General features: G+C 40.9%; 16 protein-coding genes. 5 read left to right on the top strand and 11 right to left on the bottom strand.

Features of this window, described 5'->3' with window-relative positions:
* Positions 1-468 precede the first annotated feature (468 nt).
* Both JMY08_RS13415 and JMY08_RS13410 read right to left on the bottom strand, forming a co-directional pair.
* On the bottom strand, positions 469-2,052 hold the full coding sequence (locus JMY08_RS13415) for a Fic family protein (protein ID WP_082624557.1): 1,584 nt from the start codon (positions 2,050-2,052) through the stop codon (positions 469-471).
* A gap of 214 nt (positions 2,053-2,266) precedes the next feature.
* A complete protein-coding gene (locus tag JMY08_RS13410) occupies positions 2,267-2,863 on the bottom strand; it encodes a recombinase family protein (RefSeq protein ID WP_057758764.1) in 597 nt (198 codons plus the stop codon).
* A gap of 288 nt (positions 2,864-3,151) precedes the next feature.
* Here JMY08_RS13410 and JMY08_RS13405 point away from each other — a divergent pair, with 288 nt between their 5' ends.
* Positions 3,152-3,409: a hypothetical protein gene (locus tag JMY08_RS13405; RefSeq protein ID WP_201593697.1), complete on the top strand. Its 258-nt coding sequence runs from the start codon at positions 3,152-3,154 to the stop codon at positions 3,407-3,409.
* A gap of 33 nt (positions 3,410-3,442) precedes the next feature.
* Here the strand turns inward: JMY08_RS13405 and JMY08_RS13400 are convergent, their stop codons facing one another.
* The 7 genes from JMY08_RS13400 to parA all read right to left on the bottom strand — a co-directional run bounded on the left by JMY08_RS13400 (position 3,443) and on the right by parA (position 14,065).
* The gene (locus JMY08_RS13400) at positions 3,443-5,638 is read right to left on the bottom strand and encodes an AAA family ATPase (RefSeq protein ID WP_201593696.1); all 2,196 of its coding nucleotides are present in this window, start codon (positions 5,636-5,638) and stop codon (positions 3,443-3,445) included.
* Positions 5,639-5,709: 71 nt separating this feature from the next.
* Positions 5,710-8,892 (bottom strand): type I restriction endonuclease subunit R, encoded by a 3,183-nt coding sequence (locus tag JMY08_RS13395; RefSeq protein ID WP_201593695.1) that lies wholly within the window; start codon positions 8,890-8,892, stop codon positions 5,710-5,712.
* A gap of 77 nt (positions 8,893-8,969) precedes the next feature.
* On the bottom strand, positions 8,970-9,818 hold the full coding sequence (locus JMY08_RS13390; RefSeq protein ID WP_201593694.1) for a hypothetical protein: 849 nt from the start codon (positions 9,816-9,818) through the stop codon (positions 8,970-8,972).
* A 52-nt stretch (positions 9,819-9,870) separates the two neighbouring features.
* Positions 9,871-11,256 carry a restriction endonuclease subunit S gene (locus tag JMY08_RS13385; RefSeq protein ID WP_201593693.1) on the bottom strand — a complete coding sequence of 462 codons (1,386 nt, stop codon included), beginning with the start codon at positions 11,254-11,256 and terminating at the stop codon, positions 9,871-9,873.
* Positions 11,246-12,835, bottom strand: a complete 1,590-nt coding sequence (locus tag JMY08_RS13380) for a type I restriction-modification system subunit M (RefSeq protein WP_201593692.1) — start codon at positions 12,833-12,835, stop codon at positions 11,246-11,248. Before JMY08_RS13380 ends, JMY08_RS13385 begins: the two co-directional genes overlap by 11 nt.
* Positions 12,836-13,213: 378 nt before the next feature.
* Positions 13,214-13,423: a hypothetical protein gene (locus tag JMY08_RS13375; RefSeq protein WP_057758776.1), complete on the bottom strand. Its 210-nt coding sequence runs from the start codon at positions 13,421-13,423 to the stop codon at positions 13,214-13,216.
* Positions 13,424-13,426: 3 nt separating this feature from the next.
* Positions 13,427-14,065 (bottom strand): ParA family partition ATPase, encoded by a 639-nt coding sequence (parA, locus tag JMY08_RS13370; protein WP_057758778.1) that lies wholly within the window; start codon positions 14,063-14,065, stop codon positions 13,427-13,429.
* A 348-nt stretch (positions 14,066-14,413) separates the two neighbouring features.
* Between parA and JMY08_RS13365 the strand changes: the two genes are divergently transcribed.
* Both JMY08_RS13365 and JMY08_RS13360 read left to right on the top strand, forming a co-directional pair.
* Entirely contained in the window at positions 14,414-14,638 is a 225-nt protein-coding gene (locus tag JMY08_RS13365) for a helix-turn-helix domain-containing protein (RefSeq protein ID WP_057758779.1), read from the top strand.
* A 155-nt stretch (positions 14,639-14,793) separates the two neighbouring features.
* Positions 14,794-15,069, top strand: coding sequence for a hypothetical protein (locus tag JMY08_RS13360; protein WP_057758781.1), 276 nt, complete (start codon positions 14,794-14,796; stop codon positions 15,067-15,069).
* A gap of 187 nt (positions 15,070-15,256) precedes the next feature.
* Here the strand turns inward: JMY08_RS13360 and JMY08_RS13355 are convergent, their stop codons facing one another.
* Positions 15,257-16,213: a hypothetical protein gene (locus JMY08_RS13355; protein WP_201593691.1), complete on the bottom strand. Its 957-nt coding sequence runs from the start codon at positions 16,211-16,213 to the stop codon at positions 15,257-15,259.
* A gap of 30 nt (positions 16,214-16,243) precedes the next feature.
* On the bottom strand, positions 16,244-18,880 hold the full coding sequence (locus JMY08_RS13350; protein WP_201593690.1) for a MobA/MobL family protein: 2,637 nt from the start codon (positions 18,878-18,880) through the stop codon (positions 16,244-16,246).
* Between the two features lie 261 nt (positions 18,881-19,141).
* Here JMY08_RS13350 and JMY08_RS13345 point away from each other — a divergent pair, with 261 nt between their 5' ends.
* Both JMY08_RS13345 and JMY08_RS13340 read left to right on the top strand, forming a co-directional pair.
* Positions 19,142-19,483 carry a hypothetical protein gene (locus JMY08_RS13345; RefSeq protein WP_201569633.1) on the top strand — a complete coding sequence of 114 codons (342 nt, stop codon included), beginning with the start codon at positions 19,142-19,144 and terminating at the stop codon, positions 19,481-19,483.
* 204 nt (positions 19,484-19,687) lie between these two features.
* Entirely contained in the window at positions 19,688-19,852 is a 165-nt protein-coding gene (locus JMY08_RS13340) for a hypothetical protein (protein ID WP_201593689.1), read from the top strand.
* Positions 19,853-19,970 lie beyond the last annotated feature (118 nt).

The raw sequence follows: 19,970 nt of genomic DNA, 5'->3' as shown, positions 1-19,970 counted from the left end.
ACTCAAACACTCAAACACTCAAACACTCAAACACTCAAACACTCAAACACTCAAACACTCAAACACTCAAACACTCAAACACTCAAACACTCAAATACTCAAATACTCAAATACTCAAATACTCAAATACTCAAATACTCAAATACTCAAATACTCAAATACTCAAATACTCAAATACTCAAATACTCAAATACTCAAATACTCAAATACTCAAATACTCAAAATTATTTTGAGGATCTGTAATAATCCTTGTCAAATAAAAGTGGGCTGTTATCAAAGTTCCTTTAACATATTCTATTTTTAGTAGTTTATTAGCTTAAATAGGATCAAGAAAAATATTGATTACGTTTCAGGTTACAGTATTTTAGCCGAATCTTTTATAAACGAATCATTATCGCAACGATGATACTGATACTAACTTGAGCTTGATTGTCAAGGCAGACTTTCCTGCGTATAGCAGGGTTTGTTCTAACTATTCAAACCATCTGCTTCATCTTTAAAGGTTTCTACAACCACAGAGAAAATATCGTCCCAAACCTCATCATTTGTTAAAAATGGATAATCCTTCAATAGCTTATTACTTTTAGCACCCTTATTCTGTAGCATGCTGCGAATGATTCTATCGGCATAGCTGTTGGGCATCTCAACAACCTCTTTTATCGCCAGTCGTGCATGGTCATGCTTTCTTAGGTACTGTGACTCGTTATGCATCTCTTTTTCAATAACATGAGCAATTAGTCTTGATAAATACTGAACGTGAGGCGTTAGTTCCATAAAGCACCATGCAGGTTGAATGAGGTGAGTGTTTTCAAAATTTAAGTTTGAGCGAATACCATCGGGGTAAGTAACCGCCTGTTTATCAAAGCTGTAATGATCACGGATTTGCTTCATAAGCGGCACAGAGACACGGTCTAAAATCTTATCATAGGCATGACGGTCTGAGGGGTGTTCAGCAATGGCTTGTGATATAGGTAGGATAATCGGCTCATGAATGACCTGGTCTCGCCTGAGGACATCATTAATTAAGAAGCGATGTACACGGCCATTGCCATCCGCTAGCGGATGAATATACACAAAGGAAAAGGAGACAACAGCACTACGCATCAGTGCTGATTGTCCCTCAGTCTTTTCCATAAATACCTGTAACCCTTCTAGCTTATTAGCAATGTCATCAGCTGGTGGCGCGATATAGTGCACAATTTCTTTAAAGCCATTGACCTGAGTATGCGAGACAAAAACTGGTGATTGACGGACACCATACTGCTGGATAACCGTTTTACTACCGAGTATCTCTTGTTGCAGCTCGGCTAGTGATTCAGGATCAAGCGGAATGTTACCGGTGCCGGTACGCCGCGCCATCACATCGGCAAAACGTTCAATACGTTTTAACTCTTTTCCCTCACCTTCTATAGTAAAGCTGGCTTTACTCTCTCTTAGTGTCATCCATACGGAGGCGCGCATCAGTAAGTCTTGCCCAAATTCATCGTTAAGTTTGTCAACCATCGTGGCAATATCAAGTGTAGCTGCTTGCGTAAAGGCCTCTGTTTTCACCAGCATCGGACAGAAATGACGGGTTCCTGCTAGATTGTCATTGATACGCCAGCGAGCGTTCTTGATGACCTGCGAAGGACTTGAAGTAACCAATTTCTTAGCATCTAAAGCATCCACATAGTTACCACCTATATTACTTGGTACCTCTAAACGCTTATCCATGAGCCATTCATATAAGAAAGCCATTCTACGGGCATAGCTGCCTGTCGGCTCAGCGTTTACCCATGCTTGTACGTCATCAGCACCTACCTGCTCAAATAGACGAACCAGTAACTCTAAATTCAGTACTTCATGACGCATGTGAAACTGTAAGTGCGCAATGATAGTGTCCAGTGGACGCGCGGTTTCCTGATAAGCGTTATGAATGACGTCACCGTCTTTATAGGTTTGTCTGCGTCCACCGATACTGCTGCTGACATATAAAGGGGAAACCAGCTCAATACTGGCATAGCGGACAAGCCATGCTGCGCCAATAGGATCTGAGGTAGGGGTATTCATCATGAGTGGCTCAAGCGATTATAGATAAGCCATTTTGCGCAAAAACAATTATGAATGCAATATAATGATTATAATGAAGCATTATTGCATTAAAACGATTTTCGTATGACATTGCGATACCTTTAGATTAAGACAAAAGAGCATGTTGAATCAATTGCCTACAAACATTAGCGTCTGAAAATACAAACAGAAAATATAGGTCGATATTTAAAATACCTCAACTATTAACCTGCTTTAAGACACGATAAACAGTAGCTACGCCAACACCAACCGCCTTAGCGATCTCTTCTTTTGTCATATTGTTTTGACTGGCCAATTCTTTAATACGATTGTGTTTTGCGGTATTGGCTTTCTTACCAGTGGGTTTATAGCCACTGTTGGCCAATCCTTGTTTAATGCGCTCTCTACGCTTGTCATTATCAAGCTTTGCCATGGTCGCTAATAAATCGATCAGCATATCGTTAATCACTTTTAGGATCTCACCTGTCATACCGTCACTCATCGTATGTGTGGTTGGTAGATCAGCCACCACCAATCGTAAGCCCTTATCTTTGATACGCTGCTTTAGAATCGAAAAATCAACTTGAGATAGTCTGCTTAATCTATCTACGCTTTCAACCAATAAAATATCGCCTTGCTCGGCGTCCTTTAGCAACTTAGCTAATACTGGTCTATCGAGCTTTGTACCACTGAAGTGCTCAACGTAATCAACATAGCTATCACCATAGCGGCTACTGAAGGCAACCAAATCTACTAATGCTCTAGTAGCGTCTTGATCCTTAGTGCTGGCTCTCACATAAATACGAACGGTCATAACGCCCCTCTATTACTTAGACTTGATAATTAATGTTCATTGATAATATCAGGATATTACTATCGTTTAATTGCTAAGATAAGTCAAATGATAGATAGATTATCGTTTAGAGGTTTTATGTTTTGGGTATAGACTAATGGTAGACCGCTTAGCACTTTTAAATCAGTATGACTGGGACATCTTAAAAAAATACTGTCTGAGAAAAAGCTAGCGGTAGTATCAAAAGAGCTGCCGACTTCATATATGGCCTTGTAGCCTGCAAACAATACTGAGTTTATGACTAGCGTATTGCAAGCCATCACCTCAATGGTGCTTGATATTTTCGTTGATATTGCTAGAAAGAACTATAAAGATCGGCGTAACCGTCAGATGCAAGGTATTGCTCGTGTTAAAACAGAGGGTAAATACTCAGGACGTAGGAAAGATACCGGGAAGCGTAAGATTATCGCTAGTCTCCTAAAATTTGGGCATAGCTATTCTGAAATACAAATTACGGCTAAGTGCTCGCGTCAACTGATAGTTGTTGTAGCTAAAGAAACGGAATGATACTCAAATACTCAAATACTCAAATACTCAAATTCATTTTTCTCTTACCATCATTTCATAATGTGCAAGATGGTTAGTATGCTTGAAGATATCTTTAAATATGCGTTTGTATTCATCTATAGTTGAGCTTTGGTCATCAACGTACAAGTCGTCTGGTATACAGTGAGATCCATCATTAACCCAACATATAAGAGATCTACAAATCAATTGCTCGTGAGTACATGAGAAGCATGCCAAAATGTCATTATCCTCAATCCCTCCAAGGATCTTGAAATAATTTTCAATGATACGTCGCATAGAATTTTGAAGTGTTGTTTGAGACGTTGAATCTTCTCTTAACTCTTGCCATAAAAGCTCATAAGAGCTTTTTATAGGGTTTTTATTATAATAGTTTTTTATGCTCGTAACATTTCCAACTTTTCTAAGATTCCAGAAGTTAGCTCTACAGCTGGCTTTTAGTTTGTTACTTGTATAGGAAATTTCTTTATGAAAATATACATTATGAGTCAGGACTATTAGTTGTTTTATCTTGTGGTTGCTATCATTGTTTATATCGTAAATGATATCTTTTACTAAGCTACTAACAACAAATAGGATGTTACTATCTAAGCTTGATATAGGGTCATCAATAACGATCACTCGGTTTGAATTTATCGTACTTTCTGTCGATCCACCTTTGCAAAGATGATAAAAATAAAGAAAAGTTATAAAAGAAACTTCACCTTCACTCAACGTTTCATTAGCAATAGAACCATCATTTCTCTTTAATTGATAGTGTTTGTTACTATCTGGACTTTCCACTATAGAAAATCCCGTAAACCCGAAGTAACTCAAAGAGCTGTTTATATCATCAATTGTTTTTTTAGTATTCGTCTTTTTCTGAGATAGTTGTGCTATCTCTCTATTTATTTTCTTAATGTTAGCTTCCGTCGTCGCTAGACGCTCATTAATACTCCTAATAGCACTATTAGCATTTTTACTCTCCCTATTATATTTCTTTAGATTATCCTTATTTAGTTCAGCTATGTATCGCCAAGAATTTCTTACTAGTTCTGCTTTTGAAGCACCTAATCTTGAAACCAATGCATTTTGTTTATCAATCAGGCTATTTGCTTCATTAATAATTTTCTGTAGTTGCCCGATTTCAGTCATAGTGACATCTATGTCGATAACCCTGTTAGGTTTCTCTAACTTGCTAGCTATAAGGTTTATATTTAATTGGATTTTAGTTCTAAGTTGAGCCATAAACCGTTCAAACGAAACCGAATCGAAAGCATAGGAGGTTTTAACTTTGTGAGCGTCGGCTATCTGTTGGAATGAATTGAGCAACTTATCTGAGTAGCTGGTATATGTATTTTGCAAAGACTTTAATAGATTTTCTTTGATTGTGTAGTTGTTATCAAAATAACTGTGAATATCTTCTCTGAAATTATGGTCTATTGTGTCCTTTTGACAGAATGGACATGTTTCCACATTATCTTGGAGATAGGTCGATCCTTCACGTACCCAAGAGCTGATATTCAAACTTTCTATCAGTGCTGATATGTTAATGTCACCTTTTCCTACAATGATCTCTTTCCAAATATCATTGTTCTCTACCTGATCTAGCCCTGATGAAGGGCTTATAATCTTTGGCAAAGACGAAGGAGCCTTGCCATAAAGAGTCTCTGACTGTTCTTCTAATTCCTTCAAATCTAGGAGTGCTGCTGTGCCACCCAATTCGATCAAACTTTTCGCAAAAAAATCCTCTTTCTTCCCAAGATATCCCGATAGTGGGCTTTTTAAAGCATTTTTTCTCAACTCTCCGCTATCAAACCAGACAGCATCAACGACCTCTTTCTTTAAATCTAGTAAGTCTTTTTTCTTATCTGCTAAGCTTTTTCCTAGTCCGAAACTTACTTTTTCTAAACCTTCAACTTCATTTTGTTTTTTTAAGATCAATTTTTCGTTATCTATATCGTCCTCACCAATTGTAAACACCCCGTTCAAGCTGGCATTATTGAGTATATTTTTCTCTTTAAAATCCTTATTATAAACATGAATATCAAGGGGTCTATCTGACAACCATCTTATTGTACAGTTGGGAGAACGAGTTCTTAATAGATTAGAAAGAGTGGTTTTTCCACTTCCATTGGTTCCATATATAAAGTTAATCTTACCTAAATCATTACAACTAATGCCTGACTCATTGTAGGTAGCAATATTTTTTACTTGGAAACTTTCGATCATAACGCTATCCGTATAGAAAGGTCTTAGTGTATTTTGATAAATAAAAGTATACTAAATTCGTGTAAATATAACTAAACCACCCGATGCCTCTTAAAGTTCTCAGCCTGCTCAAATATCTCTTTGTAGACCTCTTTGGAATCTACAGGTGGATAGCCCCATTCATCGAGCAATACCATCAAATCAAACTGTAGCTCAGCTTTGATGTCATCACGCTTGTTCCAGTCAGTGTATTTAGCCTTCTCATCGATGAGCTTTTTCACTTCTTTAGACAGCTCAATCAGCTTGTCCTCTGGATAAGTGAAATCGTACTTATGCGCCAATGATAGCAGAATGTCATAAAACGCTTTTTCTTCAAAGTCGATACCCATCTCACCAAACGACGCCATCTCAACCCGTAGCTCGTTATACAGCTTGATGATCTCATCAGAGAAATCACCAATGACTTCAGCGCGCAGTATGTCTTGTTCGTCACGGTCGTTATACTTCTCAACCAAAGCATTCATCTTCTTACTGAAATCAACGCCCTTCACCTTGTTGGTCTTTTTAAGCTCACCAATGGCTTTAGCGAGTAGCTGCTGTAGTAGCTCTAGCTTGGTATTTGGCTGCTTGATCACTTCAAGCTTGGCTAAGTAGTCTTCATCGAAGATATCAATTTCACCGTCAGTGTTATCACCCAGCTTAAAGATCTCTTCAACGCCATCACTCATCAGCGCGTCTTTGACAAGGTCACGTACCTTTTGGTTCATCTGCTCAACGTCAGGTGCACCGCCAGTAGTGATTTTAAAGATAATGGTACGAATGGCTAGGTAGTAATGAATCTTATCTTTGTGCGCCTTTGTGAGTGCTTCACTACCCACACAAATATCATAGGCAGACTTCAGACACTTGGCCAAGTCCATAAAGCGTTTTTCTAACTTCTTAGATTGCAACGCAAAGTCAGCCGCCGCGTTCAAGCAATTGAGCTGATCTAGTGGCGTGCCGTTAAAGTATAGGTTAGAGTCAAACTTATGATAGACGGTATCTAGTAGATCCAAATGGTCTTTGACCACCACGACTGACTTTTGGATATCGTCTAGGTTTTGAACCTGACCGCTGGTGTAATGCGAGAGCGCTAGATTCATTTGCTTTTTGATGCCGATGTAATCAACGACTAAGCCGCTTTCCTTGCCTTCAAACTTACGATTGACCCGTGAGATGGTCTGAATCAGGCTGTGCTTTTGTAGGGGTTTATCAATGTAGATGGTATCGAGAAAGGGTACGTCAAAGCCTGTGAGCCACATGTCGACGACGATGGCGATCTTAAAGTTAGATTTGCCGTTCTTAAACTGACGATCAAGCTCTTTGCGGTAGTCTTTATTACCCAGATTGTCCCACATGCCTTTTTCATCATCCTTGTTACGAGTCATGATCATCTTGACGCGCTCCATGGGCATGACATTTTTCTTATCACTCTCTGACAAGGTTGAGCCTTCCTCACATGCTTTTACTTCGTTCCATTCAGGACGCAGCTCTATAATGTCTTTATATAACTGATAGGCAGCTTCCCGGCTGCTACAGACAAACATCGCCTTACCTTTTCGCGTCGTGCCCTCTTCTACTCGCGCTTCATAATGTGTCACAAAGTCTTCAGCAATGGCACGGATGCGGTCAGGGTCACCAAGTATGGTGGACATACTCGCCATGGCTTTTTTGCTTTTCTCTATCTGATACTCATTGGTGCCAGCATCCGCGCTTTCTTGATAGTATTTCTCTACTTCGTCAAGCTGCTTGCTATCGAGTAGCACCTTGGCAGCGCGACCTTCATAGACAATACGCACCGTGATTTCATCGAATACTGACTCAACCATGGTATAGCTATCAATGACTGGACCGAAGACATCAAGGGTGGCATCAATCGGCGTACCTGTGAAGCCAACGTAAGTGGCATTGGGCAATGAATCATGCAGGTACTTAGCGAAGCCGTAGCTCTTCTTGACACCGTCTTCAGTGACGGTAATCTTCTGCTGAAGATTAATCTGGCTACGGTGTGCTTCATCTGAGATACAAATGACGTTGGTACGCTCAGTCAGCAACGCTAAATCTTCAGTGAACTTATGGATGGTGGTCAAAAACACACCGCCACTTCTGCGACCTTTTAACTGTTCGCGTAGATGCGCTCGACTTTCGACACTGATGATATTGTCATCGCCGATATAGGTCTTAGCATTGGTAAAGGTTTCAGACAGCTGACCGTCTAAGTCGGTGCGATCGGTGATTAAGATAATGGTGGGACTGCCAAGCTCCACATCGCGCATCAGCAGACGTGCTAGAAACAGCATGGTAAAGCTCTTACCACAGCCAGTGGCGCCAAAGTACGTACCACCCTTTCCGTCTCGTAAAGCATCGCTCTCATCAAACTTGCCGTTTGTATCCAGCACTTTCATATGGCGCTTAATATTGTCAAACAGTTTGGTGGCTGCATAATACTGCGGATAGCGACAAACGATTTTTTCTTCCTTGCTTGATTTGTCAGGCACATAGATAAAATTTCGAATGACATCAACCAAACGTTCTTTATCAAATAATCCGCTAATCATGGTTAGTAAGGAATGGATACCGTCTTTCTCAAGCTTTTCATCGCCCGTCACTTTGCGCCAAGAGTAATAGAACTCATAAGGCGCAAAGAACGAGCCCATCTTTGAGTTAACCCCATCGCTGATGACACATAGGGCATTGTATTTAAACAGCTCTGGAATATCGCGCTTATAGCGAGTGGTCAGCTGGGTGTAGGCATCAAACATAGTAGCATCTTCACGGATGCTACTCTTAAACTCAAACACTACCAGTGGCAAGCCATTGATATAGAGAATACCATCAGGAATACGCAGCTCAAAGCCTTGTATCTCCATCTGATTGACGATGCGATAGCGATTGTTATCGAGTACTTCATAATCAATTAGCTGGATGTATAGGTCTTTTTGGGTATAGTCCTCACGCTTCAAGAAAAACCCGTCAGCGACAAACTTCATGATGGCTTTGTTGGTGTCGTACAGATCAGACGCAGGAAGGTACTCAAGCTTATGAATGATGGACTCAATCTCATATTCTGTGATCAAGTCATCTTTATAACGGGTGGCTAGAAACTGTCGAAGATCAGACTTAATCAGCACATCGTCAGGATTACGGTCGAGTGCTTCGCCTAGCGTATGTGGATAGCCCTCAGCTGCTAGTAGCTCGATAATGGCTTGCTCAAGTCTGTCTTCGGTGAATTTCAATGGTAAGTCCTTTTTATTATTCTATATTATCTTTATCAACGATTAATACGCCAGTTCACGGCTAAACCAAAGCTAAGTTATTCATAAGCCTTTTTCACCGGATTGAACTTCACAATCTTGCTGTAATTGACACTATTGATACGCTCATAGTCGTCAGTAGGTTTATCGCCTTTATAAGTCAATTTAATAGGATAATAAGTAGTGTTTTCAGGCATAACTTTAAAAGTGACATCATAGCTGTAGTACAGAGGTGAGTCTTCCTCATAATTCCCAGCATTACTTGAACCAGCATCACCCAATGTATATACATCAATAAATGCATTTTCAGATAAATATAGGACATCCCACCAGGTATCCGTTGTCCCAGTAGAGGTATAACCATTCATAAATATACTGCCCATTAGGTTTTTCCCCAACGGCTGTAGACCGTTCTGAATATCTTCGGCATAAAGTCCAACTCGCCCCCAGCTAGTAGAAAACTCCACGTCCTTTGGTGTTTTACTTACCAATTGAAACTGGCCGTTACTTAGCTTTTGAAAACTGTATAAATCAGCTGTTGCACCACAAACATGGCAAGAAACCAATGAACCATTATTGACTTGCACTTTTTCGATGATGGCCAAATAACGTGGCTCACCTGCTACATTTTTATAAGGCAATACCGGATGCATTAGAGCAACTGTTCTCTCTCCATCGCTATCAATACTGTCTAAACCAATATTTGGCATCGACTCAATATATTCATCATCAATAAACTCATAACCCATACGACCACTATAGAACTCACGCATGACTTCTTTAAAGCTCAAGTCCTTGATTTTGACCTGAGCCATTTGACTGGCAGAGAAAGCAGGAGCGGCAGCCATTGCAGGAGTTACTGATAAAGCACCTAAACTAAGCGCCAAACTAAGTAAAAGCTTCTTCATCTTGAACTCCATTAATAATCATTTTTTTGGGATACACGTTTACTATCAAAAGCTATACAGCTTTATCCACCAGTTCAGCTGCATCAGAAATACGCAATTCACCTGACATTAACTTAGGTAAAAGGGTGTCGCGAAGTTTCGATAGAGTTTTTGCTTGAAGGCTGTTTCCTAAAATCTTCTCAAAATAAGGATTCACTAGATCGTCAAACTTCCTTGTCAAACGTCCACCTCCAAATGCTACATTAATAGATTTAAATGTATCTCCAGTAATGGTATTGAACACAGATCCATGCCCTTTACTCTGAAGCTCTGATACGCTTAGAAACACAGAGTAGTAAACGAAAGTATTAGAAATACCTTCATTCCCTGAAACTCCATAGCATGATTGATTCATAGCCATTGGACGAGAAACCATGGCACATTTACCAACTGTTCCTCGTGCACTAATGATTGTTGTCCCAACAGATAAAATTTTAGTTGAGGAGTTCTCTACACCTAAACTGGTAACGTATTTTTCAGTATCGAGAACAAAAACATCAGATGAGGACGGAGCATCTACAACCGAGAACCAAGGAATATTACCATTCCAATATTCAGGAATTGATGTCTTTGGCGTACCACCTCCAGTTAATTTTATTAATGATGCAAGTGGTGTTACTTTCCACCCCTTCGGAATCCATCCCATCTCTTCCGTAAACTCAAACTCATCAGGGAATAATGCCTGAATATCTGAATTGTCTTTTTTCTCAATGCCTTTACGTTGCTCAGCACGTTCGATAAATTCATCAGGAATGGCATTACCAGCTGCGAGCGCATTATCAATCACGGGATCAAAGTCAACAAACCAGCTTTTAAACAACGCCTGCGCCATCGCTTCTAGCGTTTCGTTCATTTGGCGGTTTAGCTCGATTTTGTCGTCTAATGAGCCAAGGATATGGGCAATGGCTTTTTGAGTATCCAAACTTGGTATGTTCAAAGGAACGCGCTTGAGTATTCCTGTATTAAGATTAGGCATAGTAGCGCCAACAGCGTGTCTGATTATCCACTCTTGATTTATAGGCGAACTTAAGTGATAGGTCAAGAAACGAGCATCTATGCTATTACCAGGTCTTACAAGTAAGCATCCAGTACCACAAAACATTCCTTCTTCAAGTTCAGTAATCAACGCTTTTCTAGTTACGTCACCTCGGCGACTGTATACGATATCGTTCTTTTTCACTAAATGCTTTGATAGTCTTTCTGCATCTTCCTTAGTTATTCTAGCTATACCAGATAAATCTATTTTATTATTGATAATATTAAGAGGCATGATTACTGGAATCCCCTCATCAACATAATCAGAGGCATGTAATTGGCTACCAAATGGTCCTGTCTGAATTATTCCATTGCCTAGCTTTACTATTTCTCCAAGAGTTGTTTTTACCCAATCACTCGCCATAACCCAACACCTCCAAGTTCTGGCGAATGGTTGCGTCTAGCTTTTCAGATTCTTGCATCTGTGCATACAGCGTTTGGCTGAGTTCTAACATTTTTGTCTCAAACAGGATTCCGTCATCCTCAATTGCAGCAGCACCGACATAACGCCCAGGCGTGAGCACATAGTCATTAGCTTCGATATCCGCTAGGCTTGCTGATTTACAGTAGCCTGCCTCATCGCTATAGGCTTCATAACCGCCAGCTTCCGCCTCACCGCGCCATGCATGATACGTCTTAGCAATCGCCTCAATATCATCAGTAGAGAACTCTTTATGCGTCCTATCAATCATCGCACCGATATTACGGGCATCAATGAATAGCGTTTCACCGCTACGATTACGTAAACCGCGAGCTTTACTATCAGCAGACTTGGCGGCTTTGTCTTTACTGATAAACCATAAGCACACTGGAATCTGCGTGGTATAAAACAACTGACCCGGTAGCGCAATCATACAATCGACCAGATCGTTTTTGATGATTTGCTCGCGTATATCACCTTCACCACTGGTAGTAGTAGACATCGAACCATTGGCCAATACGAAACCTGCTGTACCATGCTCAGAGAGCTTGGATATCATGTGTAATATCCACGCATAGTTGGCATTGCCCGTCGGCGGTGTCGGATACCCTGCCCAGCGGGGGTCATCGACCAGCTCATCAGGTCCGCGCCAATCCTTTTGGTTAAAAGGTGGGTTTGCCATGATGAAGTCTGCTTTTAGGTCTTCGTGCTGATCTTTAAAGAACGTATCGGCAGCCACATCACCCAAGTTGCTAGAGATACCACGAATGGCAAGGTTCATCTTAGCGAGCTTGTAGGTCGTGCTGGTGTACTCCTGCCCATAGATAGACACGTCTTTGGTATTACCGTGGTGACTCTCGATGAACTTGATGGACTGGACGAACATACCGCCCGAACCGCAGCAGGGATCATAGATTTTGCCTTGATACGGCTCAACCATTTCTGCAATCAGATTGACCACCGATTTAGGCGTATAGAACTCACCGCCACCCTTGCCTTCAGTCGCGGCAAACTTACCCAAGAAATATTCGTACACGCGCCCTACCGTGTCTTCTTCTGGATTACCAATAGTGTCGATGTTATTGACCACATCAATCAAGGCGGCAAGCTTACTGGCCGTTAAGCCAAGACGTGAGAAGTAGTTATCAGGCAATGCACCTTTCAATGATTGATTGGTCTTTTCAATGGTACTGAGCGCCGTATCGATTTTAAGCGCGATGTCTTCTTGCTTAGCATTCTGCTGGATAAAACTCCAACGACTCTCCTCCGGTAAATAGAATACGTTGTCTTTGGTATAGGCTTGCACCATGTCGATATGCTTTTCATAGCCCGTATCAATAAGCTTTTGGCGCTGCTGCTCAAAAGTATCACTGATGAATTTTAAGAAAATCAGGCTAAGGACGATATGCTTATATTCTGAGGATTCAACACTACCTCGTAGCTTGTTGGCAGCATCCCAAAGGGCTTCTTCAAAGCGACCGTCTTTTATAGTGTCGTTCTTATTTGCAGGTGTTTTAGCCATGTTTTTTTGTTCTCTATGTTCTGAGGGGCAGTATTAGTTAAAGTTTGAATTCAGTTAGCCAGTTGTTTTAATAGGTATTTATAAAGCTAACCTGTAGAAATATCGGACTAAAACAAATCTAACCTGTAAGAAGTACAATCTTTCTACAGGTTAGGCAGTAAAAGATAGTTTCTAAATAGCGCATAGATAGCGCAACTACGTATAGATTAACAGTAACAAATCAAGGGTAACAATACTCGTTATTAGTCTGTCACTATGAAAAATTCTGGCTGAATGGAAGTTGTCAAAAATCAGCCCTAAAATCCGATAATATGTATAGTTTTTTGAGTTTTTTATACATATCCTTTTTATAGGCATAAAAAATCGGATTTTTTATGCCTATCGCTCAACCAACTTTTCTTCAATCATTTCAGTTAATAGCTCAGTCACTGTCTTTCGGTTATCAAGCGCAAACTTTTTGAATGCAATATACTTATCTTTGTCAATATTAAAGTTTACTCGTGCCGTTTTTTGAGGACTATCGGTCACGTCTGACAAAGATAACTCATCTTTTACCTTCTTGCTGGGACGACCTGCTGCTAAGCTCATCATTTACTCCTTATCAAAGAATGTTTTAATTTCATTAACCAATGCTGTCATTTCTTGTACCGCATTACTATTCACTGACTCAGTATCAAACACGGTCTTGCCTAATGCTGCGCTATTTGGATAACTTACACGTTGCATAATTCTACTATCTAACACAGGTAGACCGTACTCTAGTAAAACTGAAGCCACATCCTTACCAATATTAGTATTCTGAATTGCCCTAGACACTACAAAGGCTGCTTTTAGTTTACCGTCAGTCATCTCTATACGCTGCTTTACTAAGTCTACTAAATCGCTAGTCGCCCAGACATCGTATGGGCTAGGCTGTACAGGAATTAATACAAAATCAGCCGCCTTAATTGCAGATAAAGCCAAACTAGTTGCTTGTGGTGAACCATCAATCACCACATACTCTTTATCAGAGACGTTTTTTAGATCTTTATCAAGCGTAGGTCTATCGAGACCTATCACTGGTACTGGATTATCTTCATCTACAGCTCGCCAATCCCGTGCACTGCCCTGCTGATCACTATCTACTAGCAATACACTATGTCCTTGCAGCTGCAAGCCACGAGCTAATTGAGTGGCAATAGTTGTCTTGCCACTGCCTCCTTTTTGATTCAACACAGCAATGACTTTCATAGAGCAATCCTAAGTTTGAGTATTTGAGTATTTGAGTATTTGAGTATTTGAGTATTTGAGTATTTGAGTATTTGAGTATTATTAAGACTTTACTCAATAGTTAGATGAATAGCAACATTTTTAAAAAATAACTATATCTTTGATATCGACTGAATTTCTATGTGAATAATATTCATAAAAATGCATAAATTTATCAAAGACTGAGATGCCCCAGTAAACTGACTGCTAACATATAAAGTGTAGCTATCAAGTATCAATATGAGCTACTAAAAGCAATACTTTAGCCGCTCATATTCGTTATAATCCGCTCACCAATCAAAAACCACTAATATGAATGAGGGAACCACTATGGTGAAGTGTCACTTATCGACCATCATGGGTGAAAGACGCCTTAAAATTGCCGATATCTCAAGAGATACTGGCATCAATCGTGGCACCATTACTCGCATGTATCATGAAGAAGCCACCCGTGTTGATCTAGATGTCATCGAGTCTTTATGTACTTATCTTAGAATCAATGTTGGTGATTTATACGAAATCATAAATGAGGACAGCAGTGAGTCACCAGCATAAATAACGTTGTCATGAGCTGTGATTGTCTTTAAACGAATAAAAAGACCTACAGAAGGTTATTTTCTCTTGCAATAGATTAAAATATAGGTATAATTTGACCTGTAGTAAGTCATTTTATTTATTATACGCATATAATGGTCTATAGGAGAATACCAATGAATAACAATCTATCTCGGCTCAATAGCTGCACATGGTTTAGTGAACAGACTAAAACGTTAGCCTCTCAGCTGTTATTAAGCTTACAAATACAGCAAGGCTTACAGCTGGCAACCCTACTTGGTGTTGACCCCATTCTTTATAATGATGAAGCGGTTTATGTCTGGGTGCAACGACAGCTAGATGACGGTCTTATCGTTGACGATCATGCGTTAAGCACCCTTGAAACTGCTTTTATAGAGTTGGTCACAGCTCACACTGACCAAGCAGCGTAATGGCTTTAGCTTATATTTACAGACTTCTTGTTTAACAAGAAACAATAATCCTTAAAGCCAGATAAAGTGTCATTATCTGGCTTCTTGATATAGACAAAGATAACGACAATCAAACAAGCTTTTTTCAGTCTTATATGTCTCAGAAGACGCACTTTTGGGCAATATGGCTTACTGTTACCATATGCCTTTACTCAGTCGGCTCTGCACGCGGCACCCCAGCTATTTTATAATAAACAAAGCCTCTCTCATCTCTCAAAACACTTTTGCTGTCTGCTCTAACGCACCAGCTGATTGCATCAGGCTGCGCTTCATTAACATCACAAGCCAAAATAATCTGCTGACTTTGAGCGTTATCAAATGCCTGCTTCCACCCCGTTTCAAGCTCATCGATGCCGCGCTGTAGCTCTGCTTGCTGGTATCTCATCTCTGCAATCTCATCAAAGCTTGGCACATACCAAAATACCAGGGCCACCAAACTTATTATCACAGCCATCGTACCCGCTGCGACAACGGCTGCAATCCTTTTAATACTCATAGTCTCAATGGACTTATGAATTTTGTCCAAGTCTTTACTAGCTCTACCCTCAACCTGCTCAATCCGCGTTTTGGTGGTGGTCTCAAAGGTCTCAATATCTTCAATAATCTGCTTATGACCAGCTTGGTACTGATTGGTGAATAGGGCTAGATTGTCAGCGCTTGCGCCAAGCTTGTCAGCCACCGCTTGCATGATACTCACTTGTACCTCTATGCTGTCGTTTTTAGCAGTAACGACCGACTCTACAGCCGTATCAATCTGCTGTTTCATATCGGTGATGATGCCTGCTATTTTGTCATCATAACGACGCGGCATCTCATTGTCAGTAAAAGCAGTCACTGCCGCTTGTAGCTGCTTTAACACGAGTTCTTGATACTGACTCAATGCCTGCGAAGTCGTGCTTGCGCTACTACCTAATTCTTCAATGGCAGAAGACACCTCATTCACCTTGCTATCAATACCGCTAAGCGAACGCTCAAGCCGCCTCGCTACCGCATCATCGGCTCGCTTAATCAGCTCACGCAAGGCCCCAATGACCGGAGTCAATGAAGTCACTAGGTTAACAAGTTGATCGTGTATGTCTTGCTCAGTGCGGTCATTTTTATTCATAGTAAGTACTCATTATTGTAATCATCACAACTAAAATGGGCGTGGTGACGAGTAATGGCGCGCTTTTTCTTGAATAGCATTGTCTATATCCAGCACTTGTGCGGCCAAGATTTGCGCTAAATTTTGCGTGCCCACGCGGATGTCAGGAATCTGCTCAAAACGCTCATTAAGCGCGTTTATAGTATCAATTTTATGACGGTCGCTAGAAAGCGTGCCGAGCGCTTGTAATAGTGTCTGTACCGACGTATCTCTGTCTATCATCACCCGTTCTGCATCCGTGTCTCGCAAACGCTTTTGCAACGCGGTGACATTATCAGTATGCTGAAGCGTTTTTAAAACGAGGGCCTCAGCAGCTAACTTTTCAGCCGCCTCTATCACAGTGGCAGTAGTATCAATCGCTTTAAAGTCGATCTTATCAATACGGTCTTTAACCCGTACCAGCATATTATCAAACCTGCTCTGATACGCCTTGACTTCTGCCTGTCGGGTACGCGCAAGGGCAGTAGCATCTTGCTCTTTTTGTTGTTTTTCTTGCCGCCGCTTCTCTGCTTCCTCTCGCTCACGCCTAGCTTTGTTCTCAGTTTCGGCTTGCTCACGCGCTTTGTTGAGCTGGTATTGGAGCGCCATGGTACGAGTACGCCAGTCATCAAGCCGATCTGCGTTCAATTGAGTGGTCTTGGTACGGGTAATCTCATCGTATAAGTTATCATCTTGCACAATCACCGCTTCACTTTGATCAAGAAGGGCAATACGCTGCTCATAAAACGGCGATAGGCGCTGATAGGTTTTTTCACTGGTATTGATTTGCAGCTTTAATTGTTTGATGTCTTCATTATTGGCGGTTTTAAATGTCTTTACATCAGATACAAGCATCTTCAAACGTGCCTCAGCGGTATCATCTATCTCTACCGCTTTAAGAGCACGCAGCGCCTCACGCTCTTGCTCAAGCGCTTTAAAACGCTCAACATCAAGATCTGCCAGTGCCGCGAACTTATGATAGGTGTCAATGTTGCTCGTTACCTCGATCGCCTGCAAATCCTCAAACGCCTCGCGCCAGTGCCGCTGCAGCTCAGTTTTTTCAACATCAATCTCATCAAGCGATTTAAAATCAGTAGCCAGCTTATTCAGCGTTGCGGCAAACGGTTTTAGGGTGGCCTTAAGCGCCTTATGATCATCAATAACTCGATTGTTAAGGGGAATAAGCTTTTTTAAAACTGCTTTATTGTTCAGCACCGTTTTATCAATCTGTGACAGCTGCTCTTCAAGGCGGCTAACAGCGCGGCCTGTTTGTAGGGTGTCATCTTGTCTAAATTGATCAACCAACACTAAAGCCGTCTTTAGTGCCTCACTTTGCTCTTTCGTATGTATTTTCCGGGCAAGCTCAATCATTTTTTGGCGGGGCTCGCTAAAATCCTGCCCCACCTCCTCGGTGAACCGCTGGGTACTCTTAATGTTTTTATCAATGGTAATAATCTGTTTAGACTGGTGCGCTAACTCTTCATGCAGCGCATCAATGGTTGAAAATAAGGCGCTGCGTACCATCTTTTTTTGACTCACAAAGTCGGCTGAGATTGCTAAAAGCTCATCAAGTGCGTGATCATTGGCCACATCACTATGCGTCTGACTCTTATTTTTAGGAATAGCGGGTTCAAGTTCAGCGGCAGGATCTACAAAGCGGATATTACTGAGCTCAATTCGCGCAAAGGGTTTACGCTTTTTATAATGTATTGTGACGCCGTTAACCTCTTGTTCATTGCTTTCTAGGTCAATACGTCCCTTGTCGTCATACTCAATTACCAGACCATTTTTTTCAATGTAAGCATTGATCTCATCAATCGTCTCGTTGTACTCATGAATCACTGAACGATTGCCTTTGAGAATATCCTTATATAGTGACTTACCCAGTTTCATTTTTGGTAAACGACTGATGCCCAGCTCACGGTAGGATTTCTCACTAATGGTTTTATTCTCAGGCAGTAGCTCATTGGCCATATCCGCCCAAAGGGTGCGTTGATATTTAAGCTCATCGCCGCGCCCGTTTAACCCCTTAGATAAACGCTCCTCCGTTGACCACTGCAACCAATTCTTGCGTGCTGATAAAGCATAACCCTCAACATCCGCTACTATCTCACGGCTTGAGAGTAAAATATGGGCATGAAAGTTACGACTGGTCAGCTCAACCACTTCAACCTCCCCCACATGTTTCTCGTGACTGTGTGGCCGATGAATGGCTACATCGACAAGCACGTTATAGCGATCAGATAAGGTTTGAGCGTAGCGCTCGGCCAAAACTATACGCTGATCAGCGGTGATCCCATCAGGAAACATCACATCAATCTCAGTACCCAATTGAGCGTTTTTACGAGTCTCAATGCGTTCGATATCATTCCAAAAACCCTCACGTGTCACTGCTAGATCCCCAGCAAGAGTTGGCGTTATCAACGCCGTATGCATCACATTTTTCTCAATAACTTGCGTGTATTTAGTACCATCACTGTCCACTAAATTTAAGATTTTGTCTTTAGCTTTACTGGTGTAATCGTGGACGACTCCTGACTGCTCATCAGCCAGTTTTGAGCCAGAATTATAAGCCGACTTTGCCACCACGCTATGATTTTTCGCCTTACTAACGGCGCTAACTGACAGATGAAACCCTTTATTATTCATAGCAAAAAAACCCAACATTGAGAGATAATTTTTTGGGGGTTGTAGGGGGTTCGCCCCCTGCCGAACGACGGAGTTTATGTAAAAAAATAGCGCCCCTTGTGGGCCTTTTTTACATTAACTCCTAAGTTCGCTCTTAACAGAGGGTTAAAATACTACTGCGCCCACGAAACGATGTGGTCTTGTGTATTTTACTATCTTGCATACCTGTGTATGTACTGCTAGGATCAACTCTATCATAGTTGGCTAAAAAAGGATGAAGTAATGTCAGTAATATCAGATGATTTATTCGCAAATAAGATTAAGCAATTGCAGGCTCTTAAAAAAGAGATTGATCAGGACAGGCTTGAAGCACATAAAATATTGGGGGAGTGGTTGGCCAACGCATTGGACGATGATGACAATCATGAACTGCAAGCCATTTTTTTAGACGCACACGATAATGAAAAATATGTCCGTTTGAAAAAGCACCGTGAGTTTTTAAAGTCAATTGCTCATAAGATGCAAGGTGAGGCTAAGATGGTATCAAGCAGTTTTACTTCGCATAAAGACAATCAAGACAGTGAGTACGGTTCATTGTTTGATGACAAATCAGCAGCGCAATAACTGTTACTGTTAGCAATAGCCTATTCATCTGTACAACTGAATCGTCTTCTAATTAGTAAAATGCTAGAAGGCGATTTTTAGCTGTTTTAAGCGCTTTAAAATATATTTAGCTATCAGTGTATAGAACAGAGCATAGAATGCGTATAAGGGTGCTTTTTAGGCTTTCTAGCAACGATTTGAGATGTATTTACAGAGGTATCGATAATGGCTACTGAAAATGAAGACAAATTATCTACAAAAAATGCGCCTGAAAACATGAAACCAGCTTTGTCCAAAATGACAGATGCAGACATTCAAAAGATCTTTGATCGTGCTTTTGAAGATTTCCAGAGGTCGACTCTTGATTCGGACTATGAAAGTGAGGATTAATATCAAGTAAGCGGACAACAGCTGGTTGAGCTACTAAATAATTTTAAAAGCAGTTGGTAGCTCATATTATTATTTCAAATTCGTCGGTTTTTTTGCCTATTTTCCTATTACTTAAAAC

The organism is Psychrobacter sp. Pi2-51, assembly GCF_904846665.1.
Lineage (GTDB): Bacteria > Pseudomonadota > Gammaproteobacteria > Pseudomonadales > Moraxellaceae > Psychrobacter > Psychrobacter glaciei.
This window is presented reverse-complemented; position numbering and strand designations above follow the sequence as displayed.